Here is a 21,273-nt window from a genome sequence, read left to right on the forward strand (position 1 = left end):
GGGCCCCGGTGCGGCGCGGGCCCCGTCCCAGGCCCTCAGACCCGGTCGGACTCGGCCGCCGCCTCCCTCTCCCTGGGCTCCCAGCACTCCACGCCGCGCAGGTCGGGCAGCCGGTCCCGCGTGAACACGGGGTCGATGCCCTGGCGCCGCTGGTCGTTGTAGTCCTTGAGCACCCGTGCCGCGATCGCGGCCAGCGGTGTGATGGCCACGAGGTTGATCAGCGCCATCATGCCCATGGTCGTGTCCGCCAGCGTCCAGACCAGGTCGATCGAGCCCAGCGAGCCGAGGAAGCTGGCCACGAGGAAGACGATCTTGTAGCCGAGCATGACGCGCCGGTCGGCGGTCAGGTACTCCAGGTTCGACTCGCCGTAGTAGTAGTTGCCCAGCACCGACGTGAACGCGACCAGGAGGATGATCAGCGTCATCAGGTGCAGCGCCCAGGGGCCCAGCGCCTCGGTGACCGCGATCTGGGTGAGGTCGCCCTCCAGCTCGCGTTCGGAGCCGCCCTCGTAGCCGATGAGGATGATGAAGGCCGTGATGGAGCAGACCACGAGGGTGTCGAAGTAGACGCCGAGGGTCTGCACCAGGCCCTGCTTGGCGGGGTGGGTGACGGCGGCGCTGGCCGCGGCGTTGGGGGCGGAGCCCAGGCCCGCCTCGTTGGAGAACATGCCCCGGCGCACGCCCTGGATGATCACCGTGCCCAGACCGGCGGCGGCGAACTCGCGGATGCCGAAGGCGTGCTCGAAGATGAGCGTGAACATCCCGGGGATGCGCTCGAAGTTCATCCCCACGATGATGATGCCCATGATCAGGTAGATCAGCGCGAAGGCCGGGATCAGGGCCTGGGCGGTCTGCGCGATCCTGCGCACGCCGCCGAAGATCACCATCGCGGTGACCGCGACGAGCACGACCCCGACCGCGGCCGACAGCCCCAGACCCGCGTCCACGTTCATGTTCTGGGCGGAGTTGGTGACGGCCCCGGCGATGGTGTTGCTCTGCACGGCGTTGAAGACCATCGGGAAGGTCAGGATGAGGACGATCGCGAAGAGCACGCCCATCCAGCGCTGGCCCAGGCCCTTCTCCATGTAGTAGGCCGGGCCGCCCCGGTAGCCGGTGGAGTCCCTGACCTTGTAGAGCTGGGCCAGGGTGGACTCGACGAAGCTGGCCGCGCACACCACGAGCGCCATCGCCCACATCCAGAAGACGGCGCCCGGGCCGCCCAGGGAGATGGCGACGGCCACGCCGACGATGTTGCCCGTGCCGATGCGGGCCGCGGCCGAGATCATGAACGCCTGGAGCGAGGAGACGGCCTTGCCCCCGTCGGGGGCGGTCTCCGGCTTGCTCCTGAGCACCCGGAACATCTCCGGGAGCATCCGGAACTGGACGGCTCCCGTCCGGATGGTGAGGTAGAGGCTCACCACCACGAGGAGCGGGATCAGGATCCAGGACCAGAAGAAGTCGTTGTTGAACGTCGCGATGGCGTCTGTCAGACGCGCGTCCAGGGTTGGCGCTTGGTCGGCAGGCAACACGGGGAGGGGCTCCTTCGCTCCATAAGAGGACAACCGCTCCCACATACCCCTGAAGTACGCAGAATCACCATCCGGGACACGCCGTGCCCGGATGGTGATGTCCCCGTTATCCGCCTCCGGTCCGCGGAGCCGCCCCGGAGGACCCCGCGCGCGGCCGCGGGCTCAGCCCTCGTGGACCAGGTCGGCGTAGGACGGGTTCTTCTTGAGGTAGGCCCGCGCGAAGGGGCAGATCGGCACGATCTTGAGCCCCCGCGACCGGATGTGGTCCAGGGAGTCGCGCATGAGGCGGCTCGCCACACCCTTGCCCTCGAAGGAGGGGTCGACCTCCACGTGCGGCAGGGCGTACACGCCCTTGTCGATCAGGTGGTAGGCGGAGAACCCCACCACCGCCCCATCCGCGCTCACCTCGTAGCGCGAGCGCTCCGGAACGTCGACGACCGTCAGGTCCATGGCACTCTCTCCCACTCCCCGTGTTCGCGCACGCGGTGTGCGCGGGCCAATGACCACGTTCCCACACATAACCGCCGCGCACACCCCGGTCACGCGGTGACCGTCCGTGACCGGGACGGGCCGCGGTCCGCCCGGACCGCCCCGGCCGGACGGGCGGCCCGGGCCATACGGGGCCCCGAGCCACACAGGCGGCCGGGTCACACGGCGGGCCGCACGGACGGCCTCGGTGTCACGGGAGACCGGACCGCACGAGAGACCGGGCCGCACTGGCGGACCGCGCGGGCGGCCGGGTCACCAGCCCCGGCGGGCGGGCCGCTCCGCCTGTCCCGCCGCGGTCGGGTACCGGTCCCGCGTGCGGTAGACGACGTAGGGACGGAAGAGGTAGCCGATCGGCGCGCTGAACGCGTGCACCAGACGGGTGAAGGGCAGGAGCGCGAACAGCCCCAGGCCGACGAGGGCGTGCAGCTTGTACGGGGCCTCGGCGGCGGACATCGCCGCGACGTCGGGCTGGAGCACCCAGATGGAGCGGAACCACGGCGACACCGTCCGCCGGTAGTCCTGGGTGTGCCCGCCCGCCACCTCCACCCCGGCGAAGTAGGCGGTCATGCCCAGCCCGGTGACGATGGCCAGGACCAGCACCAGGTACATGAGCTTGTCGTTGCGCGTGGTGGCGCTGAACACCGGCCCCGTCGTACGGCGACGCCAGATCAGCAGGGTGATCCCGCCGAGCGTGCACACCCCCGCCACGAGCCCGAGCGACAGCGCGGTGACGTGGTAGACGGTGTCGGACACCCCGACCGCCCGGGTCCAGCCCTCGGGCACGAGCAGCCCCACCGCGTGGCCGCCGATCACCAGGAGCAGGCCGATGTGGAACAGCGGGCTGCCGATGCGCAGCAGCCTGGACTCGTACAGCTCCGACGAGCGGGTCGTCCAGCCGAACCGGTCGTACCGGTACCGCCAGACGAGGCCGCCCACCACGAGGACGAGGACCGCGTAGGGCAGGACGCCCCACAGCAGCAGGTCGAGCGCGCCGTACCCGTTCACCGCTCCTCCCGGTCGTACCCGGGGGCCTCGGTCCTCGGCAGCGGCGCCCGCACCCCGTACGGTTCCAGGCCCACGTCCTCGGCGGGCGGCCCCTGGGCCGCGAGCCTGCGCACGGCCTCCAGGTCCCCGCGCTCCTGGGCGGGCAGGGTCATGCGGACCGCGTCCACGATCCGCGCGTAGGGCGTGCCGTGGTCGTGCAGGGTCCGGGCCATCAGGTCCAGGCCCGGCCGGAAGCGCAGCAGCAGGGCCTCGCCCGCGCGCGCGTCCCCCCGGGCCGCGAACTCCAGGACCACCGCCAGGTGGTCGGGCAGCTCGCGGTTCTCCACCCGCCACCCGGCCTCGGCGTAGACGCGCTTGACCTCGGCCAGGGCGTGCCCCCTGCGGCGGGTGTCGCCGTCGGTGTAGTAGGTCATGTGCAGGGTCCGGCGCCTGCGCAGGTCGAACACGTCCACGTAGTGCTCGCACAGCTCCAGCTCGGAGACGGTGGAGGCGTGGTCGCAGAACTCCTGGAGCGCCGCGCGCACCCCTCCCCTCGGCAGCTCCGCGACCGCGCGGGCCACCAGCGGCAGGCGTTCGAAGAAGGCCTGGTCGGGATAGCCGAGCAGGACCGAGGCGGCCTGGTGGGTGACCGCCACGCGGTGCGCCCGGCGGATGGCGCGCGCCTCCCCCAGCCACCCGGTGCCGCTCCGTACCGTCCCGCCCGCTCCGTCGGCGTCAGCGGTGGTGCTCATCCTCTCCCCCTCCTCGGCGGCGCGGCCTCGCCGCCGCCGTCGTCGTCACCACCCCGTCGGGGTGGGAAGAGCCCTGCGGGGCGGCCGTTGCCGTCCCAGTTGAGGAGGTTGACCCGGCCGCTCGTGTCCGCCTGGGAGTCGCTGGTCTGGCGGGTGCGCAGGGCGTGGAAGTTCTCCACTGTCGCCGCCTGGGGCTGCCCGGAGGCCTCGCCGAAGGGCACGCCACCGCCCATGCCGCCCATCCCCGGCCCGCCCTCGAAGTCGAGGCTGCACCCGATCTCGTCGATGACCCCGCGGTCGGCCTCGTCCACCCCGTAGGCGGTGGGGATGACGTAGCGCTCGTCGTACTTGGCCAGGGCCAGGAGCCGGTACATGTCCTCGATCTCGGTGCCGGTCATCCCGACGGAGGCGGCGATGGAGTCGTCGCGCTCCCGGCCCAGGTTGATCCGGCGCATGTAGGAGCGCATGGCCGCGAGCCGCCGCAGGACCAGGTCCACGGGGCCGGTGTCGCCCGCGGTGAACAGTTCGGCCAGGTACTCCACCGGGATGCGCAGGGTGTCGATGGCGGCGAAGAGGTTGTCGGTGTCCTCGCCGTCGTGCCCGGTGGAGGAGAGCGCGTCCACCACCGGCGACAGCGGCGGGATGTACCAGACCATCGGCATCGTGCGGTACTCCGGGTGCAGCGGCAGCGCCACCCGGAAGCGCTTGGCCAGCGCGTAGACAGGGGAGCGGGCGGCCGACTCCACCCAGCGGTCGGGGATGCCGTCGCGTCGGGCCGCGGCGCGCACGGCCGGGTCGGAGGGGTCGAGGAACACGTCGAGCTGGGCTCGGTACAGGTCCCTCTCGTCCGCCACCGACGCCGCCTCGCGGACCCGGTCGGCGTCGTAGAGGACCACGCCCAGGTAGCGCAGCCGCCCCACGCACGTCTCGGAGCAGACGGTGGGCATGCCCACCTCCACCCGCGGGTAGCAGAACGTGCACTTCTCGGCCTTGCCCGTCTTGTGGTTGAAGTAGACCTTCTTGTACGGGCAGCCGGTGACGCACATGCGCCAGCCCCGGCAGCGGTCCTGGTCGACCAGGACGATGCCGTCCTCGACCCGCTTGTACAGGGCGCCGCTGGGGCAGGCGGCCACGCACGACGGGTTGAGGCAGTGCTCGCAGATGCGCGGCAGGTAGAACATGAAGGTCTCCTCGAAGGAGAACCGCACCTTGTCGCCGAGCCTGCGCACGATCGGGTCCTGCCGGGTCAGCTCGGGTCCGCCGCCGAGGTCGTCGTCCCAGTTGGCGCTCCAGCTGACCTTCATGGGTTCGCCGGTGAGCGCCGACCGGGGCTCGGCCACCGGGAAGTCGTCGCCTAGGGGCGCGTTGGTCAGCGTCTCGTAGTCGTAGGTCCAGGGCTCGTAGTAGTCCTGGAGGGAGGGCATGACCGGGTTGGCGAAGATGGTGGCCAGCCGCTTGAGCCGCCCGCCCGCGCGGGGCTTGAGCCGCCCCCTGGCGTCGAGGACCCAGCCCCCCTTCCAGCGCTCCTGGTCCTGGTAGGTGCGCGGGTAGCCCTGGCCGGGCCGCGTCTCGACGTTGTTGAACCACACGTACTCGACGCCGCTGCGGTTGGTCCAGGCCTGTTTGCAGGTGACCGAGCACGTGTGGCAGCCGATGCACTTGTCCAGGTTCATCACCATGGCGACCTGCGCCATGACCCTGCCGACCGGCCGCTCCCCTCCGGAACCACCGGTCCCGCCCCCGCCGCCGTGGGCCTGTGCCATCAGTAACGCACCTCCGTGGTCCGTTTGCGCACGACGGTGACCTCGTCGCGCTGGTTGCCGGTCGGGCCGAGGTAGTTGAAGGCGTAGGAGAGCTGCGCGTAGCCGCCGATGAGGTGGGTGGGCTTGACCAGCAGGCGCGTGAGCGAGTTGTGGATGCCGCCGCGCCTGCCGGTGGTCTCGGACTTGGGCACGTCGATGGTGCGCTCCTGGACGTGGTACATGTACACGGTTCCGGCGGGCATCCGGTGTGAGACCACCAGCCGCGCCACCACCACGCCGTTGCGGTTGACCGCCTCCACCCAGTCGTTGTCGGCGGCGCCGATCGCCTCGGCGTCGGCGGGGCTCATCCAGATCGTGGGACCGCCTCGGGAGAGGGTCTGGAGCAGAAGGTTGTCCTGGTACTCGGAGTGGATCGACCACTTGGAGTGCGGGGTCAGGTAGCGCACGACCACCTCGCGCTGGCCGGTCGGGCCGAGGCGGGGCTCGCCGAACAGGCGGCTGATGTCGAGTGGCGGCCGGTAGACGGGCAGGGCCTCGCCGAACTCGTGCATCCAGTCGTGGTCGAGGTAGAAGTGCTGGCGGCCGGTGAGGGTGTGCCAGGGCTTGTCGTGCTCGACGTTGATGGTGAACGGCGAGTACCGGCGGTCGGGGGCCTCCTTGCCCGACCACTCCGGGCTGGAGCCCACCGTCGTGGGCCCCCGGCTCGCGTCGGAGAAGACCACCCGGCGCTCGGCGGCCTGGTGGATCAGCTCGTCCATGTCGGTGCCGGTGCGCTCGGCCAGGAGGCGGAAGCCCTGCGCGGCCAGGCGGCCGTTGCTGGTGCCGGACAGCGCCAGGATCATCTCGCAGGCCTTGACGTCGGTGTCCAGGGACGGGCGGCCGTCGGCGACCCCGCCGCGGACGGCGCCGTTGCGCTGGCGCAGCCACTCCACCTCCTGGTCCGGGGTGAAGGACACGCCCTTGACCGGCAGCCCCTTGGACTCGGCCAGCGGCCCCAGGGCGGCCAGCTTCTGCGCGACCTCGGAGTAGTTGCGGCGCACGGGCACGACGGCGGGCATGGTCCGGCCGGGGGCGGGCCGCGCGCCGTCCGCCTTCCAGTCCGGCGGGACGCCGTGCGGCTGGGCCAGCTCGCCGGGGGTGTCGTGCTGATGGGGTACGGCCACCAGGTCGGTGACCTCGTCCAGGTGGTCCGCGGCCAGCACGCTGAACGCCTTCGCCAGGGCGTGGAAGGCGTCGAAGTCGGTGCGGGTCTCCCAGGGCGGGTCGATGGCCGGGTTGAACGAGTGCACGTAGGGGTGCATGTCCGTGGTGGACAGGTCGTGCTTCTCGTACCAGGTCGCGGCGGGCAGCACGATGTCGGACAGCAGGGTCGTGCTGGTCATCCGGAAGTCGATGGACAGCAACAGGTCGAGCTTGCCCTCGGGGACCTCCTCGCGCCAGGTGACGTCGGCGGGCCGGTCCGCGGGCCCGGCGGGCTCGGCCATCAGGTTGGAGCGGGTGCCGAGCAGGTGCTTGAGGAAGTACTCGTTGCCCTTGGCCGAGGAGCCGAACAGGTTGGACCGCCACACGGTGAGGACCCGGGGCCAGTTGGCGGGGGCGTCGGGGTCCTCGGCGGCGAAGCGCAGGTCACCGCTGTGGAGCTGGTCGGCGACGTACTCCGCGGGGTCCTGCCCGCGCTCGCGCGCCTCGCGTCCCAGGTCGATCGGGTTGCGGTCGAAGGTCGGGTAGGAGGGCATCCACCCCATACGGGCCGAGGCGGCGACCAGGTCGGCGGTGTGCTGGCCGCGCACCCGTCCCGGACCGAGCGGCGAGGCGAGGGCGTCGGCGCGGTAGGTGTCGTAGCGCCACTGGTCCGTGTGCAGGTACCAGTAGGAGGTCCCGGCCATGAAGCGCTGCGGCCGGGTCCAGTCCGCGGCGGAGGCGAACGCGGCCCACCCGGAGGAGGTGCGGCACTTCTCCTGGCCGACGTAGTGGGCCCAGCCGCCGCCGTTGACGCCCTGGCAGCCGGTGAGCAGCAGCAGGGACAGGAAGGCGCGGTAGGCGTTCTCGCCGTGGAACCACTGGTTGGTGCCAGCGCCGAGGATGATCATGGCCCGGCCGCCGGACTCCTCGGCGGTGTCGGCGAACTCGCGGGCGATGCGGGCCGCCCGGTCGGCGGGGACCCCGGTGAGTTCGGCCTGCCAGGCGGGCGTGCAGGGCTCGGCGGGGTCGTCGTAGCCGGTGGGCCAGGTGCCGGGCAGGTCGTGCCGGTGCACCCCGTAGTGGGCCAGGACCAGGTCGAAGACGGTGGTGACGAGGCGTCCGCCGACCCTGCGGACCGGAACGCCGCGGGTGAGGACCCCGGCCGTGCCGCCGGGGGTGTCGAAGCGGTTCAGGGCGACCTCGGCGGCCTCCCCGCCCTCCGCGTAGAGGGTGAGGGCGGGGACGCGGCCCTCCAGGTCCAGGTTCCACCGCCCGGCCCCGGCCTCGCCCCAGCGGTGGCCGACGGTGCCGTTGGGCGCGACGGGGGCGTCCCCGCCCTCCGGCCAGAACACCGGCTTCCACTCGGCGTTCTCCCCCGTGTCCCCCAGGTCGGCGGCGGTGAGGAACTTGCCGGGGACGAGGCGGCCGTCGCGGCTGTCCAGGGCCACCAGGAACGGCAGGTCGGTGTAGCGGCGCACGTAGTCGTCGAAGCGCGGTGTGGTGCGGTCGACGAACCGCTCCTTGAGGATCACGTGCCCCATGGCCATCGCCAGGGCCCCGTCCGTGCCCGGGTGGGGCGCCAGCCACTCGTCGGCGAACTTGGTGGCGTCGCTGTAGTCCGGGGAGACGACCACCACCTTCTGGCCCCGGTAGCGGGCCTCGGCCATCCAGTGGGCGTCGGGGGTGCGGGTGACGGGGACGTTGGAGCCCCACAGCACCAGGTAGGCGGCGTCCCACCAGTCACCGGACTCGGGGACGTCGGTCTGGTCGCCGAACACCTGCGGCGAGGCCACGGGCAGGTCGGCGTACCAGTCGTAGAAGGACAGCATGGAGCCGCCGAGCAGGTTCACGAAGCGCGCGCCCACGCCGTGGGAGACCATCGACACCGCGGGGATCGGCGAGAACCCGGCGACGCGGTCCGGTCCGTACCTTCGGATGGTGAGCACGTGCGCGGCGGCGGCGATCTCCAGGGCCTCGTCCCAGGTGATCCGGACCAGCCCGCCCTTGCCCCGGGCCCGCTGGTAGCGGGCGCGCCTGTCGGGGTCGGTGGTGATCTCCTCCCAGGCCGCCACCGGGTCACCCAGACGGGCTCGCGCCTCGCGGTACATCCGCACGAGGACGCCGCGCGCGTAGGGATAGCGGACGCGGGTGGGCGAATAGGTGTACCAGGAGAAGGCGGCGCCGCGCGGACATCCGCGCGGTTCGTATTCGGGGCGGTCCGGGCCGACCGACGGGTAGTCGGTGGCCTGCGTTTCCCAGGTGATGATTCCGTCCTTGACGTAGACGTCCCAGGAACACGAACCCGTGCAGTTCACGCCGTGCGTGGAACGGACCACGCGGTCGTGGCTCCACCGGTCGCGGTAGAAGGAGTCGCCCTGGCGTCCGCCCTTCCTGACCTGGGCGCGGTCGCCGTCCAGCGGCTCGGAGCGGGTGAGGTGGTTGCCCAGCGCCAGAAGGGCGTTCCCCGCGCCGCCTTTTTTGCTTTCCGCCGCCATACGGACAACACCCCGTTTACCGTTCCTTGGCCCCCAGCGGGGACGCCGGGCCATAACCCACTGCATTCCGCCAACAAATATGCCTTCTCCGGCGTGAAAAAGGCGCATCCCACACCGGATCGGGTGACAATCGCCTGGAACGGCGGAGGAAGGAATACGCATATGCGTACGGAATCGGGAAAAAGGGTGTCGCACCGCGGCACGGCGGGCGGCAACCTCGCGCTGGCCACGGCGGCGTTCACGCTCACCTTCTGGGCGTGGAACCTCATCGGGCCCCTGTCGCGCACCTACACCGAGAACCTGGGGCTGACACCCACGCAGACCTCGATCCTGGTGGCCTTCCCGGTGCTGGTGGGGGCGTTGGGGCGCATCCCCGTGGGCGCGCTGACCGACCGCTACGGCGGGCGGCTGATGTTCACGGTCCTGTGCTTCGCGAGCATCGTGCCGACGTTCCTGGTGGGCGTCTCGGGCGACTCCTACGGGATGCTGCTGCTGTGGGGCTTCGTCCTCGGCGTCGCGGGCACGTCGTTCGCGGTCGGCATCCCGTTCGTGAACGCCTGGTACCCGGCGAACCGGCGCGGGTTCGCGACGGGCGTGTTCGGCGCGGGGATGGGCGGCACCGCCCTGTCGTCCTTCCTCACACCCTGGCTGGTGGACACGGTGGGGCTGTTCACCACCCACCTGCTGCTGTGCGCGGCGCTGGCGGCCATGGGCGTGGTGATGTGGCTGATGTGCCGGGACTCGCCGGAGTGGCGGCCGCGCACGGAGCCCGCGCTGCCGCGCATGGGAGAGGCCGTGCGGCTGCGGGCGACCTGGCAGGCGTCGCTGCTGTACGCGGTCGCCTTCGGCGGTTTCGTGGCCTTCTCGACCTACCTGCCGACGCTGCTGACGCTGGCCTACGACTACGCGCAGACCGCCGCGGGTCTGCGCACCGCCGGTTTCGCGGTGGCGGCCGTGGCCGCCCGACCGGTCGGCGGCGTCCTGTCGGACCGGATCGGCCCGGTCCGGGTGTGCCTGATCTCGTTCCTCGGCACCTGCGTGTTCGCGGTCGTGCTGGCCCTGCACCCGCCCGCGGAGTTCCCCGCCGGTGCGGCTTTCGTGCTGATCGCGCTGTCGCTGGGGCTGGGCACCGGGGCCGTGTTCGCCCTGGTGGCCAAGCTGGTGGAACCGTCGAGGGTGGGCACGGTCACGGGCCTGGTGGGCGCGGCCGGCGGGCTGGGCGGCTACTTCCCGCCGCTGCTCATGGGGACGGTGTACCAGGCGACCGGGGCCTACACGCTGGGCTTCGTACTGCTGGCGGCGGTCGCCCTGGCGGTGGCCCTGTACACCTGGCGGGCCTTCGCCCACGTGCGGGGATGAGGCAGCCGGGAGCGGTCGCGGTCGCCGGGACGCCGCGCGCGGGGACGGGGGCGGGGACGGGGGCGGGGACGGGAAGCCGTCCACGGGACCGGGAAGCGGAGGCCGGGCGTGGAACCGGGTGGGCTCCGCACGGCTGTCCACAGCCTGTGGACGGACGCCGCGACCGCAGAGGACGGGCGGCCGGGTGACCGCGAAGGCTCACCGGCCCCGCCCGGCCGCCGCCCCGGGTCGGGAACCCCGAGTCACACCGGCAACGGTTCCGGCGGACCGGCTCAGGGCGCGATGTCGCGGGCGCGCACCAGCACCGCGGCCCGGTTGCCCACCTTCACCCGCTCCAGCGCGCGCACGCCCTCGGGCAGGACGACCCGCCGGGTGCGGGCGGTCACCACCACGACGGCGTGGTCGGGCAGCACCCGGCCCAGGGAGGCGAGCAGCCCCCGCATCGGCTCCCCGGCACCGCCGGGGACGTTCCCCTCCCACCGGGTCATCTCGCCGTAGGGCACGTCCGTCACCACCAGGTCGGCGTCCACGCCCTCCTCCAGGGAGAACACGTCGGCCACGGCCGCCTCGTGGGGCAGGTCGCCGCCCTGCGCGGCCAGTCCCGCCGCCAGGTCGCGGGCGGCCCCGGCGCGCTCCACGAAGGCCACGCGGCCGAAGTCGCGGGCGGAGCGGCGCAGCTCCTCCTCGCGTTCGGCGAGCCCCTCGGCGGTCAGCAGCCGCAGGTTGCGCGCGGCCAGGGCGACCGCGTCGGCGTCCACGTCGGTGGCGCGGACGCCGGTGAGCAGGTCGCGGTGGAGCAGGCCCAGCACCGTCGCCAGGTACCCGCTGCCGCAGCACGGGTCCCACAGGCGGACGGGCTCCCCTCCGGTGTGCACCATCGCGCGCTGGAACAGCTCACTGGCCAGCCGCACCGGAAAGCCCGGAAAGCCCGGCGCGGACCGCAGCACGTGTCCGCTCGCCAGGGCCGAGTGGTCGGTCCGCTCGACGGCGTACCGGTAACCCAAGGTCCCTCATGCCCTTCCGTGTCCGTGTCGGCCGCAGAACGCCGAAGGCCCGGTGTCTGTTCGACACCGGGCCTCCATCATGCGGTCCTGACGGGATTTGAACCCGCGGCCTCCACCTTGACAGGGTGGCGAGCACTCCTAACTGCTCCACAGGACCTCGCTGCATGAACAACTCTAGCGCGACTCCGGAGTGCTTCGTACCGGCGGACGCCTAGAGTGGCGGGAAACGCCCAGGAGAGTGGAAGGAACCGGCGTGAACGAGTTCTCGGCGCCCCTGCCGTCGGGCCCGGAGAGCACCCGGGTCGACCGCTGGCTGTGGGCGGTACGCCTGACGAAAACGCGCTCCGACGCGGCCCAGGCCTGCCGGGGCGGGCACGTGCGCGTCAACGACCGCCCGGCCAAGCCCGCCACCACGGTCAAGGTCGGCGACGAGGTGCGCGTCCGGCTGCACGGGACCACGCGCACGGTCGATGTGGGCCATGTCATCGAGAAGCGCGTGAGCGCGCCGATCGCCGCGCGCTGCTACACCGACAGGACGCCGACGCCTCCGCCTCAGGCGACCACTCCCGTCATCCGGCGCGACCGGGGAGCCGGAAGGCCGACCAAGCGCGACCGCCGCATGCTGGACAGGCTCCGCAGCGACTTCCCGCCGGGCCCGCCCGCTCCGTAGCGCACGGTCGACGGGACCGACCGGCGGGAACGGCCGTGCTCGGGCCCCGGCCCCCGCCGGCCGGTCCCGCCGGTGAGCCCTACCGGTCAGTCCCGCTCGGGGAGCGGGTGCTCCGCCAGGAAGTCCAGCACCTCGCGCGTGGCCTTGGCCGCGTCCTCGTGCAGGTAGCCGTGGCGCATGCCGGGCAGGACCAGAAGCCGGGCGTCGGGGACGCGTTCCGCCAGCAGGGCGGCGTTGCCGACCGGGGTGAGGACGTCGTCCTCCCCGTGCACGACCAGGGTCGGCGCCTGGACGGAGGGCAGCAGGTCCCACCCGTCGTAGCCCGAGCTGGCACCGAAGTGCAAGCGCTGGGCGCGCAGCGGCCCGCGCGGCAGAACGCGGGTGACCGTGTCGGGGTGGGCGGCGGCCCACTCGGGCCCGTAGAAGAGTTCGGCGATCAGGTCGCGCCCCTCGGCCGTACTGGCCCGCCGCAGCGCGAGGGTGGCCGACCTCGGGCGTTCGACCTCGTTGCTCCCGCCCGGCGCCGTGGAGCCCAGCACGAGCGCGCCGAGGCGTCCGGGCCGGGTGGCCGCGAAGGTCTGGGCGACCTTCCCGCCCATGGAGAACCCGTAGACGTGCGTACGGGAGATGCCCAGGGCGTCCAGGACGGTGATGGCGTCGTCCACGAACAGACCGAAGGTGTAGGGCTCGTCCAGGGGCGCGTCGCTGCCGCCGGTCCCCCGGAAGTCCATCCGCACGACCCGGTGGCGCCGGGCCAGGTCCGCGTGCACCCCGTCCCACATCTCGTGGTCGAGGGACTGCCCGTTGAGGAGCAGGAGCGGGTCCCCCTGCCCGAGGACGTCATACCAGATCCGGGTTCCGTCAGCTGCGGTCACGTGGCTCACGGGTCCGGACACTACCCGAGGAGCCCCGCCCGCGCCGTGGTCGGCGTCACCCCGCCGCGCGGGGGTTCGTGGCCCGGCGCCCGGGACGGTCCGCTCGTCCGCGACCCCCGAAGCACAGGGCTTCGCGAAAGGGCATGAGCATCCAGCGGGCAGTCGCCGGAGGTGCCCACCGACCAACGCAAAGGCCCCGCCGCCTGCTTCCGCAGGTGGCGGGGCCTTCGTGCATGTCTGCTGGTTGTGGCTAGGGGCGGGGTCGAACCGCCGACCTTCCGCTTTTCAGGCGGACGCTCGTACCAACTGAGCTACCTAGCCGCACTCGCCGATCTCTCGGCGACGGCGGTCCTGACGGGATTTGAACCCGCGGCCTCCACCTTGACAGGGTGGCGAGCACTCCTAACTGCTCCACAGGACCTTGTTCAGTTGTCGCACCGGGCCTCGGGCCCCGTGCTCTCGCTGCGGTTCTCATTCTGCCAGATGTCCGGGAGTGCTCGAACCGCCTCGTACCCCCAACGGGATTCGAACCCGCGCTACCGCCTTGAAAGGGCGGCGTCCTAGGCCGCTAGACGATGGGGGCCCGTGTGACACGTCAAGCATAGGGGAGATTCGCAACCAACACCAAAGTGATAAGCGCGGCCAGTCGCCGCCTCCTCCACCTGCGGTGACGCGCGGGTCAGGGAGTCCGCTGCCCGTCGCCTGCCTCCTCCTCGGGTTCCTCCTCCGGTTCCTCGGAGGGCTCGCCCACCGGGCGCTGCGGGTCGGTCTCGATGTGCCGCTCGACCTGTGCCGAGGTCAGCCCGATGCCGCCCAGGTCGATGTCGTCGCGGGCCTGGAGGCGCCCGGTCTCGGCGTCGAAGTACAGCACCGACGCCTGGTACGGGGTCGGACGGCCGGGACCGTGGTCCAGCCCGCGCAGACCGGCCCCTCCGGTGGACCCCTGCACGAGGAACCTGGTGCCCAGGTCGGTCAGTTCGGTGGACCTGAGGTGGTCGTCGCCCGTCAGCACCAGCGGCACCACCCCGTCGAAGGCCTCCGCCTGCGTGCGCGTGTGCATGACGACCACGTCCACGTCCTCGCGGGAGTCCACCACCTTCCCGGCCTCCTCCTCGCCCCGGGCGGCCACCTCGGAGGCGTCGGGGTTGAGCCTGGTCGCGTCCGGGTCGAAGCGGGGGTCCCCCGACCCGTAGAAGGTCAGGCCGCCCACCTCCTGGACCTCGCCGTCCAGCACGACGGCGTTCTCCTGCGCCGCGACCGCACGCTGCGTCCCCGTGGAGTCGTGTCGGCCGCGCACCCACACGTACGGCACGTCCAGGTCGCCGATCTCGTCGGCGAACGCGTCCTCGGCCGCGCTCCCCCGGTCGGTGAGGTCGCCCGAGTCCACCACCATGTCCGCCCCGTACTGCTCCCGGAGCGTACGGATGATGCTCCACGAGGCCGGGTTCAGCTGGATGTCGGACACGTGCAGCACGGTGATGACCGACTCGTCCTTCTCGTACACGGGGAGGGTGGAGGTCGCCTCATAGATCATCGCGACGTTGCCGACCAGCCCCGCCAACTGCTCCTGGTACTGGCTGAACCGGCCCACCACCTCCTCCGCGCTGCCCACCACCTGCGGGGCGCCCGCGATCAGCCCGGTGTAGCGGGGCTCGGCGATGGCGCTGGGGTTGAAGGTGTTGGCGGCCACGGCCCCGGAGGCCACGAGCACGCCCAGCGACACCAAGGCGCTGGCCAGGGCCCGCCACACGTCGCGGAAGAGCAGCAGCCCCACCGCCGCGGCGCCCAGGGCCGCGGCGACCACCGCGCGCACCAGCAGGCCGATCACACCGGCGCGCAGGTCGGCGCCGATCCCCGCGGCCATGCGGTTGATCGCCTCGGGGTCGGCGAACACCTCCTCGGCCGCGGACAGCCGGATGTTGGAGATCCTCGCCTCCAGCTTGATCGGGGCGCTGTGGGTGTCGAAGGCCAACTGCCCCAGCGGGGCCACGTCGACGACCGTCTCACCCCGCCACTGGGGGCTCAGGCTCATCGTGACGTCCGCGGGGCCGATGGGGGTCACCACCTGGCCGCCCAGGGCCAGGCCCAGCCAGCCGCCGACCAGGCCCGCGACGACGACGCACCCCCACCGCCACGCGCGGCCGGAGCGCAGCCGGTCGAAGGTGCCGCGGAGCCGTCGGAGGGCTCCGCGAAGGTCGTATCCGCGGATCGCTTCCCAAGACAACACACCCCCATCATGCCCCTCCAGGGGAGGCGTTCCCGTGTTTCATCCCCTTCGAGAGTGTTATGTCGCTTCCGGCGCGTCGCGGGGAGGCAGCACAATGGCAGGTGTGGTGGAACTGACGCGCAGGGACTTCGAGGAACTGGTCGCCGACGCCCTCGACCAGATACCGCCCGAGCTGGCACAGCTCATGGACAACGTGGTGATCACCGTCGAGGACGAGTCGCCGGAGGGGCTGCTCGGCCTGTACGAGGGCATCCCGCTGACCGAGCGGGGCGACTCCTACTTCGGCGTGCTCCCGGACCAGATCTTCATCTACCGGCGCAACATCTGCGCCTTCTGCGAGACCCCCGAGCAGGTGGTGGAGGAGGTGCTCGTGACAGTGGTCCACGAGATCGCCCACCACTTCGGGATCGACGACTCCCGTCTGACCGAGCTCGGCTGGGGCTGAGCCCGGGACTCCCCCGGCCCCTCGACCCCGGGCCGCGGTCTCCTTCGAATCACGCTTTTCGTCACTCTTCGCACATGTGAATCCACATTATGCTCATCGACAACATTCCGGCACAGCGGCACGACTCCGCGTACACGCGCCGTGATCAGTGGAAACAATCCGTCCAAGGCGACCTGACAACACGGACGAATCCACCCGGCATTCCTTACCCACAGCAACGAATCAGACACGAATTTCCCCAAACGGCTTGCGACGAAGCTCACCATCCGGAACTGTTGGTTATTGGGACACGACACAGCGTGATTACAACCCTGTAACAGTAAGGGAGTGCCGGGTGGCCAATCCGCGCCTCGACAACACACCTGACAACGGAGACCACGAGTCTTCGAGCGCCCCCAACAACGACGACTGGCGGAGCAGCTACCGCGACGTCATGGCGATCGCCGAGTTCCGGTCCGTCTGGCTCGCCCACGCGCTCTCGGTGATCGGCACGAACCTGCTGAACATCGCCACCAGCGTGCTCGTCTTCCAGATCACCGGCTCCGCGCTGGCCGCGGGCGTCACCCTGGCCCTGACCTTCCTGCCCCCGGTCATCAGCCCGCTCATCTCCGGACTCGCCGACCTCCTGCCGCGCCGCCGCGTCATGATCGCCTGCGACCTCGCGCGCGCGGCCGTGATCGTGCTCATCGGCATCCCCGGCATGCCGATCTGGGCCGTCTGGATACTGCTCTTCTGCTCGGTGGTGCCGTCGGTCCCCTTCGCCGCGGCCCGCGCCGCGATGATGGCCGAGATCGTCCAGGGCGAGCGCTACGTCGCCAGCACGGCCATCATCCAGCTCACCTCACAGCTGGGCATGCTCGCCGGACTGGTCGCCGGCGGCCTGATCGTCGCCGCCATCGGCCCCAACATCGCCGTGATGTCCACCGGCGTCCTCTTCGTGCTGTCCGCGCTCGTCGTGCTGCTGGGTGTGGCCGCGCGTCCGGCTCCCCGCGGGGAGCGGTCGGACCGCCCGGGGTTCGTCGCGATGACCCGCGACGGGGCCAAGCTGGTCTTCGCCGACCGCAGGCTGCGCACACTGGCGCTGCTCGCCTGGCTCGCCGGCCTCTACGGCATCCCCTACGGGCTCGCCAACCCGATGGCCGAGGAGATCGGCGCCGGAGCGGCGGCGGCCGGGTTCATCATGGCGGGCTCGGCGATCGGCGGGTTCGTCGGCGGGTTCGTCCTGACCCGGTTCGTCCCGCCGCCCGTCCGCATGCGCCTGCTCGGCCCGCTGGCCGTCCTGGCCTCGGCGCCGCTGCTGCTGTGGCTGACCGAACCGCCGCTGTGGCTGATGGTGTCCGCCCTCGCGCTCTGCGGCGTCGCGGGCTCCTACCAGTTCGTGGCCAACGCGGCGTTCGTGCTGTGCGTGCCCAAGGAGGGCCGCGGTCTGGCCTTCGGGCTGGTCGCGGCCGGGCTCCAGGCCGCACAGGGTGTGGGCATCCTGGTCGCCGGGTTCTTCGCCGAGCAGTTCGGCACCGGTGTCGTCATCGCCGCGGCCGGTGCCCTCGGCGTGGTCTGCGCGCTGCTCCTGGCCCTGCCGTGGTCGCGGATGGCCGGTGAGACCATCGACCGGATGAACGCGACCGGGGACGGCGCCTAGGACCCCCAGCGCACCGTGCCCCTAGCGCTCCTCGCCGCACTCCGCGGGGGCTTCGCGGGTCTGCTCGACCTCGCGCTCCTCCCGCGGGGTGCGCAGCTCGCGTCGCTTCCAGCCCGGTTGTGCTCTGAGGGTCCACATCAGCTCTGGCTCGGCTTTCCCTGGAAGTTGCGGATGATCTGCTCCAGCAAGGAGCGCTTCTCGTTCTCGGCCGGCATGATCAGCCAGGCCAGGATGTAGACGAAGACGCCACTGAACCCGAGGACCGTCAGGACCACGAAGACCAGGCGGACCAGCGTGGAGTCGACGTTGAGGAACTCGGCGATCCCCCCGCAGACGCCGGCGAGGTAGCGGTCGCTTCCACTGCGTCGGAAGCGCTTGCTCTGGAAGTTCTGGTTCATGTCTCCACCCTGCCCGCTCCTGACGACGATTCCCATCCGGGACAGCCCTGGGCGGCCCCTGACATCCCCCCGAGCCCCCGGAGGGGCCGGGCACGGGGTGCCCGACGCGCCCCGCGGGGGTTGGACGCGGGCCGGGGCACACGGCGTTCCGGCCGTGCCCTGAGGCGTGGAGCACACCGGCACGCGCGGACCGTGCCGCCGGAGGCGACGGGCCCGGCGGCCGGGTCGGGGCCGGGTCGGGGTCCGACCCCGGGATTCGGTCGCGGGGCCCGGCAACGCGGGGTTCGGGCGAGGGCTTGGGCGCAGGCCTCGATCAGTCTGCGGGCCCGGGCCTCCCGTAGACCTCGCCCAGGAAGCGGAAGTCGGTGCGGAGGCTGGCGCGGACGTCCGACGCCTCCTCGTTCTCCGAGAAGCGCAGACGCCTCATGGTGTGGCGCATCACCGCCATGGCCGCCGCCGCGACCACGACCGAGCGGTCGTCCTCGGCGGGGACACCGGTCCGCTCGGCGATGGTGGCGGCGAGTTCCGTCTCCACGGTGTGGAAGCGGGCGAGCATCCTGGGGACGAGCTGGGGCTCGCGGTCCATGAGCTGTTTGCGCAGGCGCATGTCGTCGCGCTGGGTGTCGAGGTCGTCGGTGCTGACCAGGAACGCGATCAGCATGGTGATGAGGTCCTCGACGAAGTCACCGGTGGGGCCGCCCTCCGCGAACTGCCTGCGCATGTCCTCGTCGGGGCACCGCGGGACCTCGCCCAGGAGGGCGTCCTCCTTGGTGGCGAAGTAGTTGAAGAACGTCCGGGTGGAGACGTCGGCCTCGGCCGCGATCTCCTCGACGGTCACGTTCTCCAGGCCGCGCTCCAGCGTGAGGCGGACGGCCGCGTCCTGGAGGGCACGGCGCGTGGCCTGCTTCTTGCGTTCGCGAAGCCCCAATGGTCCTCTCCCGTACAAGGTCGATCCTTGCAGTCCATGCAAAGTTTCCCACAAGTATCCCCCGGAACGGCGACCACGCGCGCCGGAGGGCGCGGCCCCGCCGGGAGGCTGGGCCGCGCCCGGGTTCCAGGGAGTGTTCCGCGGAGGCTTTCGGATCAGCGAGCGGCCGTCCGGGCAATCTCTCGCAAGACGGTTCGCGCAGATCAGCCTGGTTGGCTTCTCAAGCGAAACCGGCGCAGCGAGAGGCAGCCCGGTGCTCGCGGAAGTACCGGAGCCGAAGGCTCTCCGTTGAGGGTGGTGGAGGGCGACGGGCGGGACCGAAATGATCCAAGGAACACGACCTAGCGGCCGACGAAGCGCTCCGGCCGGACGCAGACGATGACACGCTCCTCGTCGGGGTTGTCCCACGGGTAGGGGGTTCCGAGGTACTTCTGCGCCATCTCGTTGATGAAGGCCTTGTCCGGGTCCTCCTCCACCCGGTCGACCACGCCGCGGACCTCCACGTACATGTAGGGGTCGTCGGGGTCGGTGGCCGAGACCGAGATCCGGCCGTCGCGCCTGAGGTTCTGGAGCTTCTGCCGCGTCGTGGTCTGGCTGAACCTGAGGAACTCCCCGTCCCAGTCGATCCACACGGGGCTGGACTGGGGGGAGCCGTCCGGGCCGAGCGTGGCCACGTGTCCGAAGGCCGGTTTGCGCAGGACCGCCTGCTGCTTCTCCGAGAACGCCATGTCACTCCTTGTCGTCGGTTGACGCCGATGGCCTCGAGTACACCAACACGTCCCGCGGCGGACGCGGCGACGCGCCCGGGGCGGACGGACCGTATCGGAGAACGGCCGGGAAGCCGAGGGCCGACCTGTGTCCCGACGGCCCGGGACCGCCGGGGAGGCCCCCGCTCCGGCCCCGGCCGCTTCCGCGCTTCCCCGCGAGGACCGCGGGCCACCGCGGTCGTGTGCCCCCCCGTGGCATCCTGTCATTGCAGTAATTACTGCAATGACTGTAATCTCGCCGCATGAGCGAATCCCCAAGCGAACCCCCCGAGGACGAACTGGCCTTCGTCGACGAGATCGCCGTGTTCTTCGAGCGCGAGGGCCTCCCCCTGATCGCCGGGAGGGTCGTCGGCTGGCTGCTGATCTGCGATCCACCGGAACAGAGCGCCGCCCAGCTCGCGCGGACCCTCCAGGTCAGCCGCAGCTCCATCAGCAGCGCCACGCGCCTGCTCACCCCCAGCGGCCTGGTCGAGGGGGTGCGCCAGCGCGGACAGCGCCAGGAGTACTTCCGGGTCGCCTCGGACGGCTGGAGCCGGATGCTGGAGCGCCGGTACGCCCGGACGGCCGCTTTCCGCGAGGTCACCGAGCGCGGGCTCGGCATGCTGCGGGATGCCCCGGAGGAGCGCCGCGAACGCCTGGCCAGCGTCCACGAGCTCTACGGGTTCCTGGAGACCGAGCTGCCCTCGCTCCTCTCGCGGTGGCGGAGCGAACGCGACGGGAGCGGTCGGCGCCCATGAGTCCTCCGCCGTCGGACCCCTTCCCCCGTGTCCGCGTCGAGCAGCCCGAGGGCGCCCTCAGCGTCATCACGGCGGGGCGGGGCACGAGCGCGGTCCTGCTGCTGAGCGGGGCAGGCCTGGACAACGCCCTGCTGAGCTGGCGCCACATGATCCCGGCCCTGGCCGCCGACCACAGGGTCCTCGCCCTGGACTGGCCCAAGCAGGGGCACAGCAGGCCCTGGAACGGCACAGCCGACCACACCCGGATGCTGGAGTGCGTCACCGCCGTCCTGGACCGCTTCGAGGTCGAACGGGCCTCACTGGTGGGCCTGTCGCAGGGCGGCGCGATCGCCCTGGCCTACGCCATCGACCACCCCGACCGGGTGGACCGGCTCGTCGCCCTGGCTCCGGCCGGGATCATCTCGTTCCCTCCCGTGGTGCACCAGCTGCTGTGGCTGACGGCCAGGAGCCGCCTGCTCAACCACACGCTGCCCACGTGGCTGTTCCGCAGCCGCGAGGGGGTGGCCCGGTTCGCGCGCACCAGCCTGTTCGCGGGCCCGGTCGACGACTTCGACGACATCGTGGAGGAGATCATGCCCGAGGTACGGGCCAACGGCGCGGGCTCCTCCGACTGGCAGAACGCCTCCATCGGCCCGTGGCGGATGAACGTGGACCTGCGGCCCCGCCTGGGCGAGATCCGTTGCCCGACCCTGTTCGTCCAGGGGGGCGAGGACGTCGGCGTGCGCCCCCGGCACACCGTGGCCGCCGCTCGGCGGGTCCCCCGGTCCCGCCTGGAGGTGCTGGAGGGCCACGGTCACTGGGTCAACCGGCAGTCCCCCGAACGGGTCAACGCGCTGGTGCGCGACTTCCTCACCGGGGTGGGGGCCTGACCGGACCGGCCGCGTCAAGGCGCGTTCCGCGCGGGACGCCCGCTGGCCCGCGTGCTCCCGGCCCCGGAGCGGCGGCGCGGACGCCCGGAGCACCCGCGCCGCCGCCGAGCCCCGCCGCCGGGGCCTCAGGGGTCCCGGCGGAACGCCGTGTCCGGCTACGG

At 71.8% G+C, this 21,273-nt stretch carries 18 protein-coding genes and 4 tRNA genes; 6 read left to right on the plus strand and 16 right to left on the minus strand.

What is annotated here, in order from left to right; all coding sequences use genetic code 11:
* Positions 1–35 precede the first annotated feature (35 nt).
* The 6 genes from ACSTA4_RS27555 to ACSTA4_RS27580 all read right to left on the minus strand — a co-directional run bounded on the left by ACSTA4_RS27555 (position 36) and on the right by ACSTA4_RS27580 (position 9,194).
* Positions 36–1,529: an alanine/glycine:cation symporter family protein gene (locus ACSTA4_RS27555; RefSeq protein WP_444961617.1), complete on the minus strand. Its 1,494-nt coding sequence runs from the start codon at positions 1,527–1,529 to the stop codon at positions 36–38.
* A gap of 162 nt (positions 1,530–1,691) precedes the next feature.
* Positions 1,692–1,979, minus strand: a complete 288-nt coding sequence (locus tag ACSTA4_RS27560; protein WP_013155421.1) for a GNAT family N-acetyltransferase — start codon at positions 1,977–1,979, stop codon at positions 1,692–1,694.
* Between the two features lie 291 nt (positions 1,980–2,270).
* A complete protein-coding gene (gene narI, locus ACSTA4_RS27565) occupies positions 2,271–3,023 on the minus strand; it encodes a respiratory nitrate reductase subunit gamma (protein ID WP_444961618.1) in 753 nt (250 codons plus the stop codon).
* Positions 3,020–3,754 carry a nitrate reductase molybdenum cofactor assembly chaperone gene (narJ, locus tag ACSTA4_RS27570; RefSeq protein WP_444961619.1) on the minus strand — a complete coding sequence of 245 codons (735 nt, stop codon included), beginning with the start codon at positions 3,752–3,754 and terminating at the stop codon, positions 3,020–3,022. The genes narI and narJ overlap by 4 nt, the downstream gene beginning before the upstream one ends.
* Complete coding sequence (gene narH / locus ACSTA4_RS27575) at positions 3,751–5,517, minus strand: nitrate reductase subunit beta (protein ID WP_444961620.1); 1,767 nt, start codon at positions 5,515–5,517, stop codon at positions 3,751–3,753. Before narH ends, narJ begins: the two co-directional genes overlap by 4 nt.
* Entirely contained in the window at positions 5,517–9,194 is a 3,678-nt protein-coding gene (locus tag ACSTA4_RS27580; protein WP_444961621.1) for a nitrate reductase subunit alpha, read from the minus strand. Before ACSTA4_RS27580 ends, narH begins: the two co-directional genes overlap by 1 nt.
* A 162-nt stretch (positions 9,195–9,356) precedes the next feature.
* Between ACSTA4_RS27580 and ACSTA4_RS27585 the strand changes: the two genes are divergently transcribed.
* Positions 9,357–10,553 (plus strand): MFS transporter, encoded by a 1,197-nt coding sequence (locus ACSTA4_RS27585; protein ID WP_444961622.1) that lies wholly within the window; start codon positions 9,357–9,359, stop codon positions 10,551–10,553.
* Between the two features lie 272 nt (positions 10,554–10,825).
* Here ACSTA4_RS27585 and ACSTA4_RS27590 read toward each other — a convergent pair whose 3' ends face one another.
* Together ACSTA4_RS27590 and ACSTA4_RS27595 are read right to left on the minus strand one after the other, a co-directional pair.
* Positions 10,826–11,557 (minus strand): rRNA methyltransferase, encoded by a 732-nt coding sequence (locus ACSTA4_RS27590; RefSeq protein ID WP_444961623.1) that lies wholly within the window; start codon positions 11,555–11,557, stop codon positions 10,826–10,828.
* A gap of 82 nt (positions 11,558–11,639) precedes the next feature.
* Positions 11,640–11,714 (minus strand) — tRNA-Asp (locus tag ACSTA4_RS27595).
* A 96-nt stretch (positions 11,715–11,810) separates the two neighbouring features.
* Here ACSTA4_RS27595 and ACSTA4_RS27600 point away from each other — a divergent pair.
* Entirely contained in the window at positions 11,811–12,227 is a 417-nt protein-coding gene (locus tag ACSTA4_RS27600) for an RNA-binding S4 domain-containing protein (RefSeq protein ID WP_130395532.1), read from the plus strand.
* 86 nt (positions 12,228–12,313) lie between these two features.
* On the opposite strand, the gene ACSTA4_RS27605 is transcribed toward ACSTA4_RS27600, so the two are convergent.
* The 5 genes from ACSTA4_RS27605 to ACSTA4_RS27625 form a co-directional block, all read right to left on the minus strand.
* A complete protein-coding gene (locus ACSTA4_RS27605; RefSeq protein ID WP_444961624.1) occupies positions 12,314–13,123 on the minus strand; it encodes an alpha/beta fold hydrolase in 810 nt (269 codons plus the stop codon).
* A gap of 226 nt (positions 13,124–13,349) precedes the next feature.
* Positions 13,350–13,423: transfer RNA gene (locus ACSTA4_RS27610), tRNA-Phe, on the minus strand.
* Positions 13,424–13,448: 25 nt separating this feature from the next.
* Positions 13,449–13,523: transfer RNA gene (locus ACSTA4_RS27615), tRNA-Asp, on the minus strand.
* A gap of 89 nt (positions 13,524–13,612) precedes the next feature.
* Positions 13,613–13,685 (minus strand) — tRNA-Glu (locus ACSTA4_RS27620).
* Positions 13,686–13,781: 96 nt separating this feature from the next.
* Positions 13,782–15,326, minus strand: a complete 1,545-nt coding sequence (locus ACSTA4_RS27625) for a metallophosphoesterase family protein (RefSeq protein WP_444964289.1) — start codon at positions 15,324–15,326, stop codon at positions 13,782–13,784.
* Positions 15,327–15,423: 97 nt separating this feature from the next.
* Here ACSTA4_RS27625 and ACSTA4_RS27630 point away from each other — a divergent pair, with 97 nt between their 5' ends.
* On the plus strand, positions 15,424–15,774 hold the full coding sequence (locus tag ACSTA4_RS27630; RefSeq protein ID WP_013155455.1) for a metallopeptidase family protein: 351 nt from the start codon (positions 15,424–15,426) through the stop codon (positions 15,772–15,774).
* 334 nt (positions 15,775–16,108) lie between these two features.
* Positions 16,109–17,413: an MFS transporter gene (locus tag ACSTA4_RS27635; RefSeq protein ID WP_444961625.1), complete on the plus strand. Its 1,305-nt coding sequence runs from the start codon at positions 16,109–16,111 to the stop codon at positions 17,411–17,413.
* A 137-nt stretch (positions 17,414–17,550) separates the two neighbouring features.
* On the opposite strand, the gene ACSTA4_RS27640 is transcribed toward ACSTA4_RS27635, so the two are convergent.
* The 3 genes from ACSTA4_RS27640 to ACSTA4_RS27650 form a co-directional block, all read right to left on the minus strand.
* Positions 17,551–17,811: a PspC domain-containing protein gene (locus ACSTA4_RS27640; RefSeq protein WP_013155458.1), complete on the minus strand. Its 261-nt coding sequence runs from the start codon at positions 17,809–17,811 to the stop codon at positions 17,551–17,553.
* Between the two features lie 313 nt (positions 17,812–18,124).
* The gene (locus ACSTA4_RS27645; protein ID WP_248772547.1) at positions 18,125–18,739 is read right to left on the minus strand and encodes a TetR/AcrR family transcriptional regulator; all 615 of its coding nucleotides are present in this window, start codon (positions 18,737–18,739) and stop codon (positions 18,125–18,127) included.
* A gap of 341 nt (positions 18,740–19,080) precedes the next feature.
* Complete coding sequence (locus tag ACSTA4_RS27650; protein ID WP_444961626.1) at positions 19,081–19,467, minus strand: PPOX class F420-dependent oxidoreductase; 387 nt, start codon at positions 19,465–19,467, stop codon at positions 19,081–19,083.
* Between the two features lie 281 nt (positions 19,468–19,748).
* On the opposite strand from ACSTA4_RS27650, the gene ACSTA4_RS27655 reads away from it, so the two are divergent.
* Both ACSTA4_RS27655 and ACSTA4_RS27660 read left to right on the plus strand, forming a co-directional pair.
* Positions 19,749–20,243 (plus strand): GbsR/MarR family transcriptional regulator, encoded by a 495-nt coding sequence (locus ACSTA4_RS27655; RefSeq protein ID WP_444961627.1) that lies wholly within the window; start codon positions 19,749–19,751, stop codon positions 20,241–20,243.
* The gene (locus ACSTA4_RS27660; protein ID WP_444961628.1) at positions 20,240–21,112 is read left to right on the plus strand and encodes an alpha/beta fold hydrolase; all 873 of its coding nucleotides are present in this window, start codon (positions 20,240–20,242) and stop codon (positions 21,110–21,112) included. Before ACSTA4_RS27655 ends, ACSTA4_RS27660 begins: the two co-directional genes overlap by 4 nt.
* Positions 21,113–21,273 lie beyond the last annotated feature (161 nt).

The sequence above is a fragment of the Nocardiopsis sp. M1B1 genome, assembly GCF_052466615.1.

What these genes read in the sequence shown, in the direction of transcription:
- ACSTA4_RS27560 (WP_013155421.1), bottom strand. Translation starts at nt 1,979, where the DNA reads ATGGACCTGACGGTCGTCGACGTTCCGGAGCGCTCGCGCTACGAGGTG.
- narJ (WP_444961619.1), bottom strand. Translation starts at nt 3,754, where the DNA reads ATGAGCACCACCGCTGACGCCGACGGAGCGGGCGGGACGGTACGGAGC.
- narH (WP_444961620.1), bottom strand. Translation starts at nt 5,517, where the DNA reads ATGGCACAGGCCCACGGCGGCGGGGGCGGGACCGGTGGTTCCGGAGGG.
- ACSTA4_RS27580 (WP_444961621.1), bottom strand. Translation starts at nt 9,194, where the DNA reads ATGGCGGCGGAAAGCAAAAAAGGCGGCGCGGGGAACGCCCTTCTGGCG.
- ACSTA4_RS27585 (WP_444961622.1), top strand. Translation starts at nt 9,357, where the DNA reads ATGCGTACGGAATCGGGAAAAAGGGTGTCGCACCGCGGCACGGCGGGC.
- ACSTA4_RS27630 (WP_013155455.1), top strand. Translation starts at nt 15,424, where the DNA reads ATGGCAGGTGTGGTGGAACTGACGCGCAGGGACTTCGAGGAACTGGTC.
- ACSTA4_RS27640 (WP_013155458.1), bottom strand. Translation starts at nt 17,811, where the DNA reads ATGAACCAGAACTTCCAGAGCAAGCGCTTCCGACGCAGTGGAAGCGAC.
- ACSTA4_RS27650 (WP_444961626.1), bottom strand. Translation starts at nt 19,467, where the DNA reads ATGGCGTTCTCGGAGAAGCAGCAGGCGGTCCTGCGCAAACCGGCCTTC.
- ACSTA4_RS27655 (WP_444961627.1), top strand. Translation starts at nt 19,749, where the DNA reads ATGAGCGAATCCCCAAGCGAACCCCCCGAGGACGAACTGGCCTTCGTC.
- ACSTA4_RS27660 (WP_444961628.1), top strand. Translation starts at nt 20,240, where the DNA reads ATGAGTCCTCCGCCGTCGGACCCCTTCCCCCGTGTCCGCGTCGAGCAG.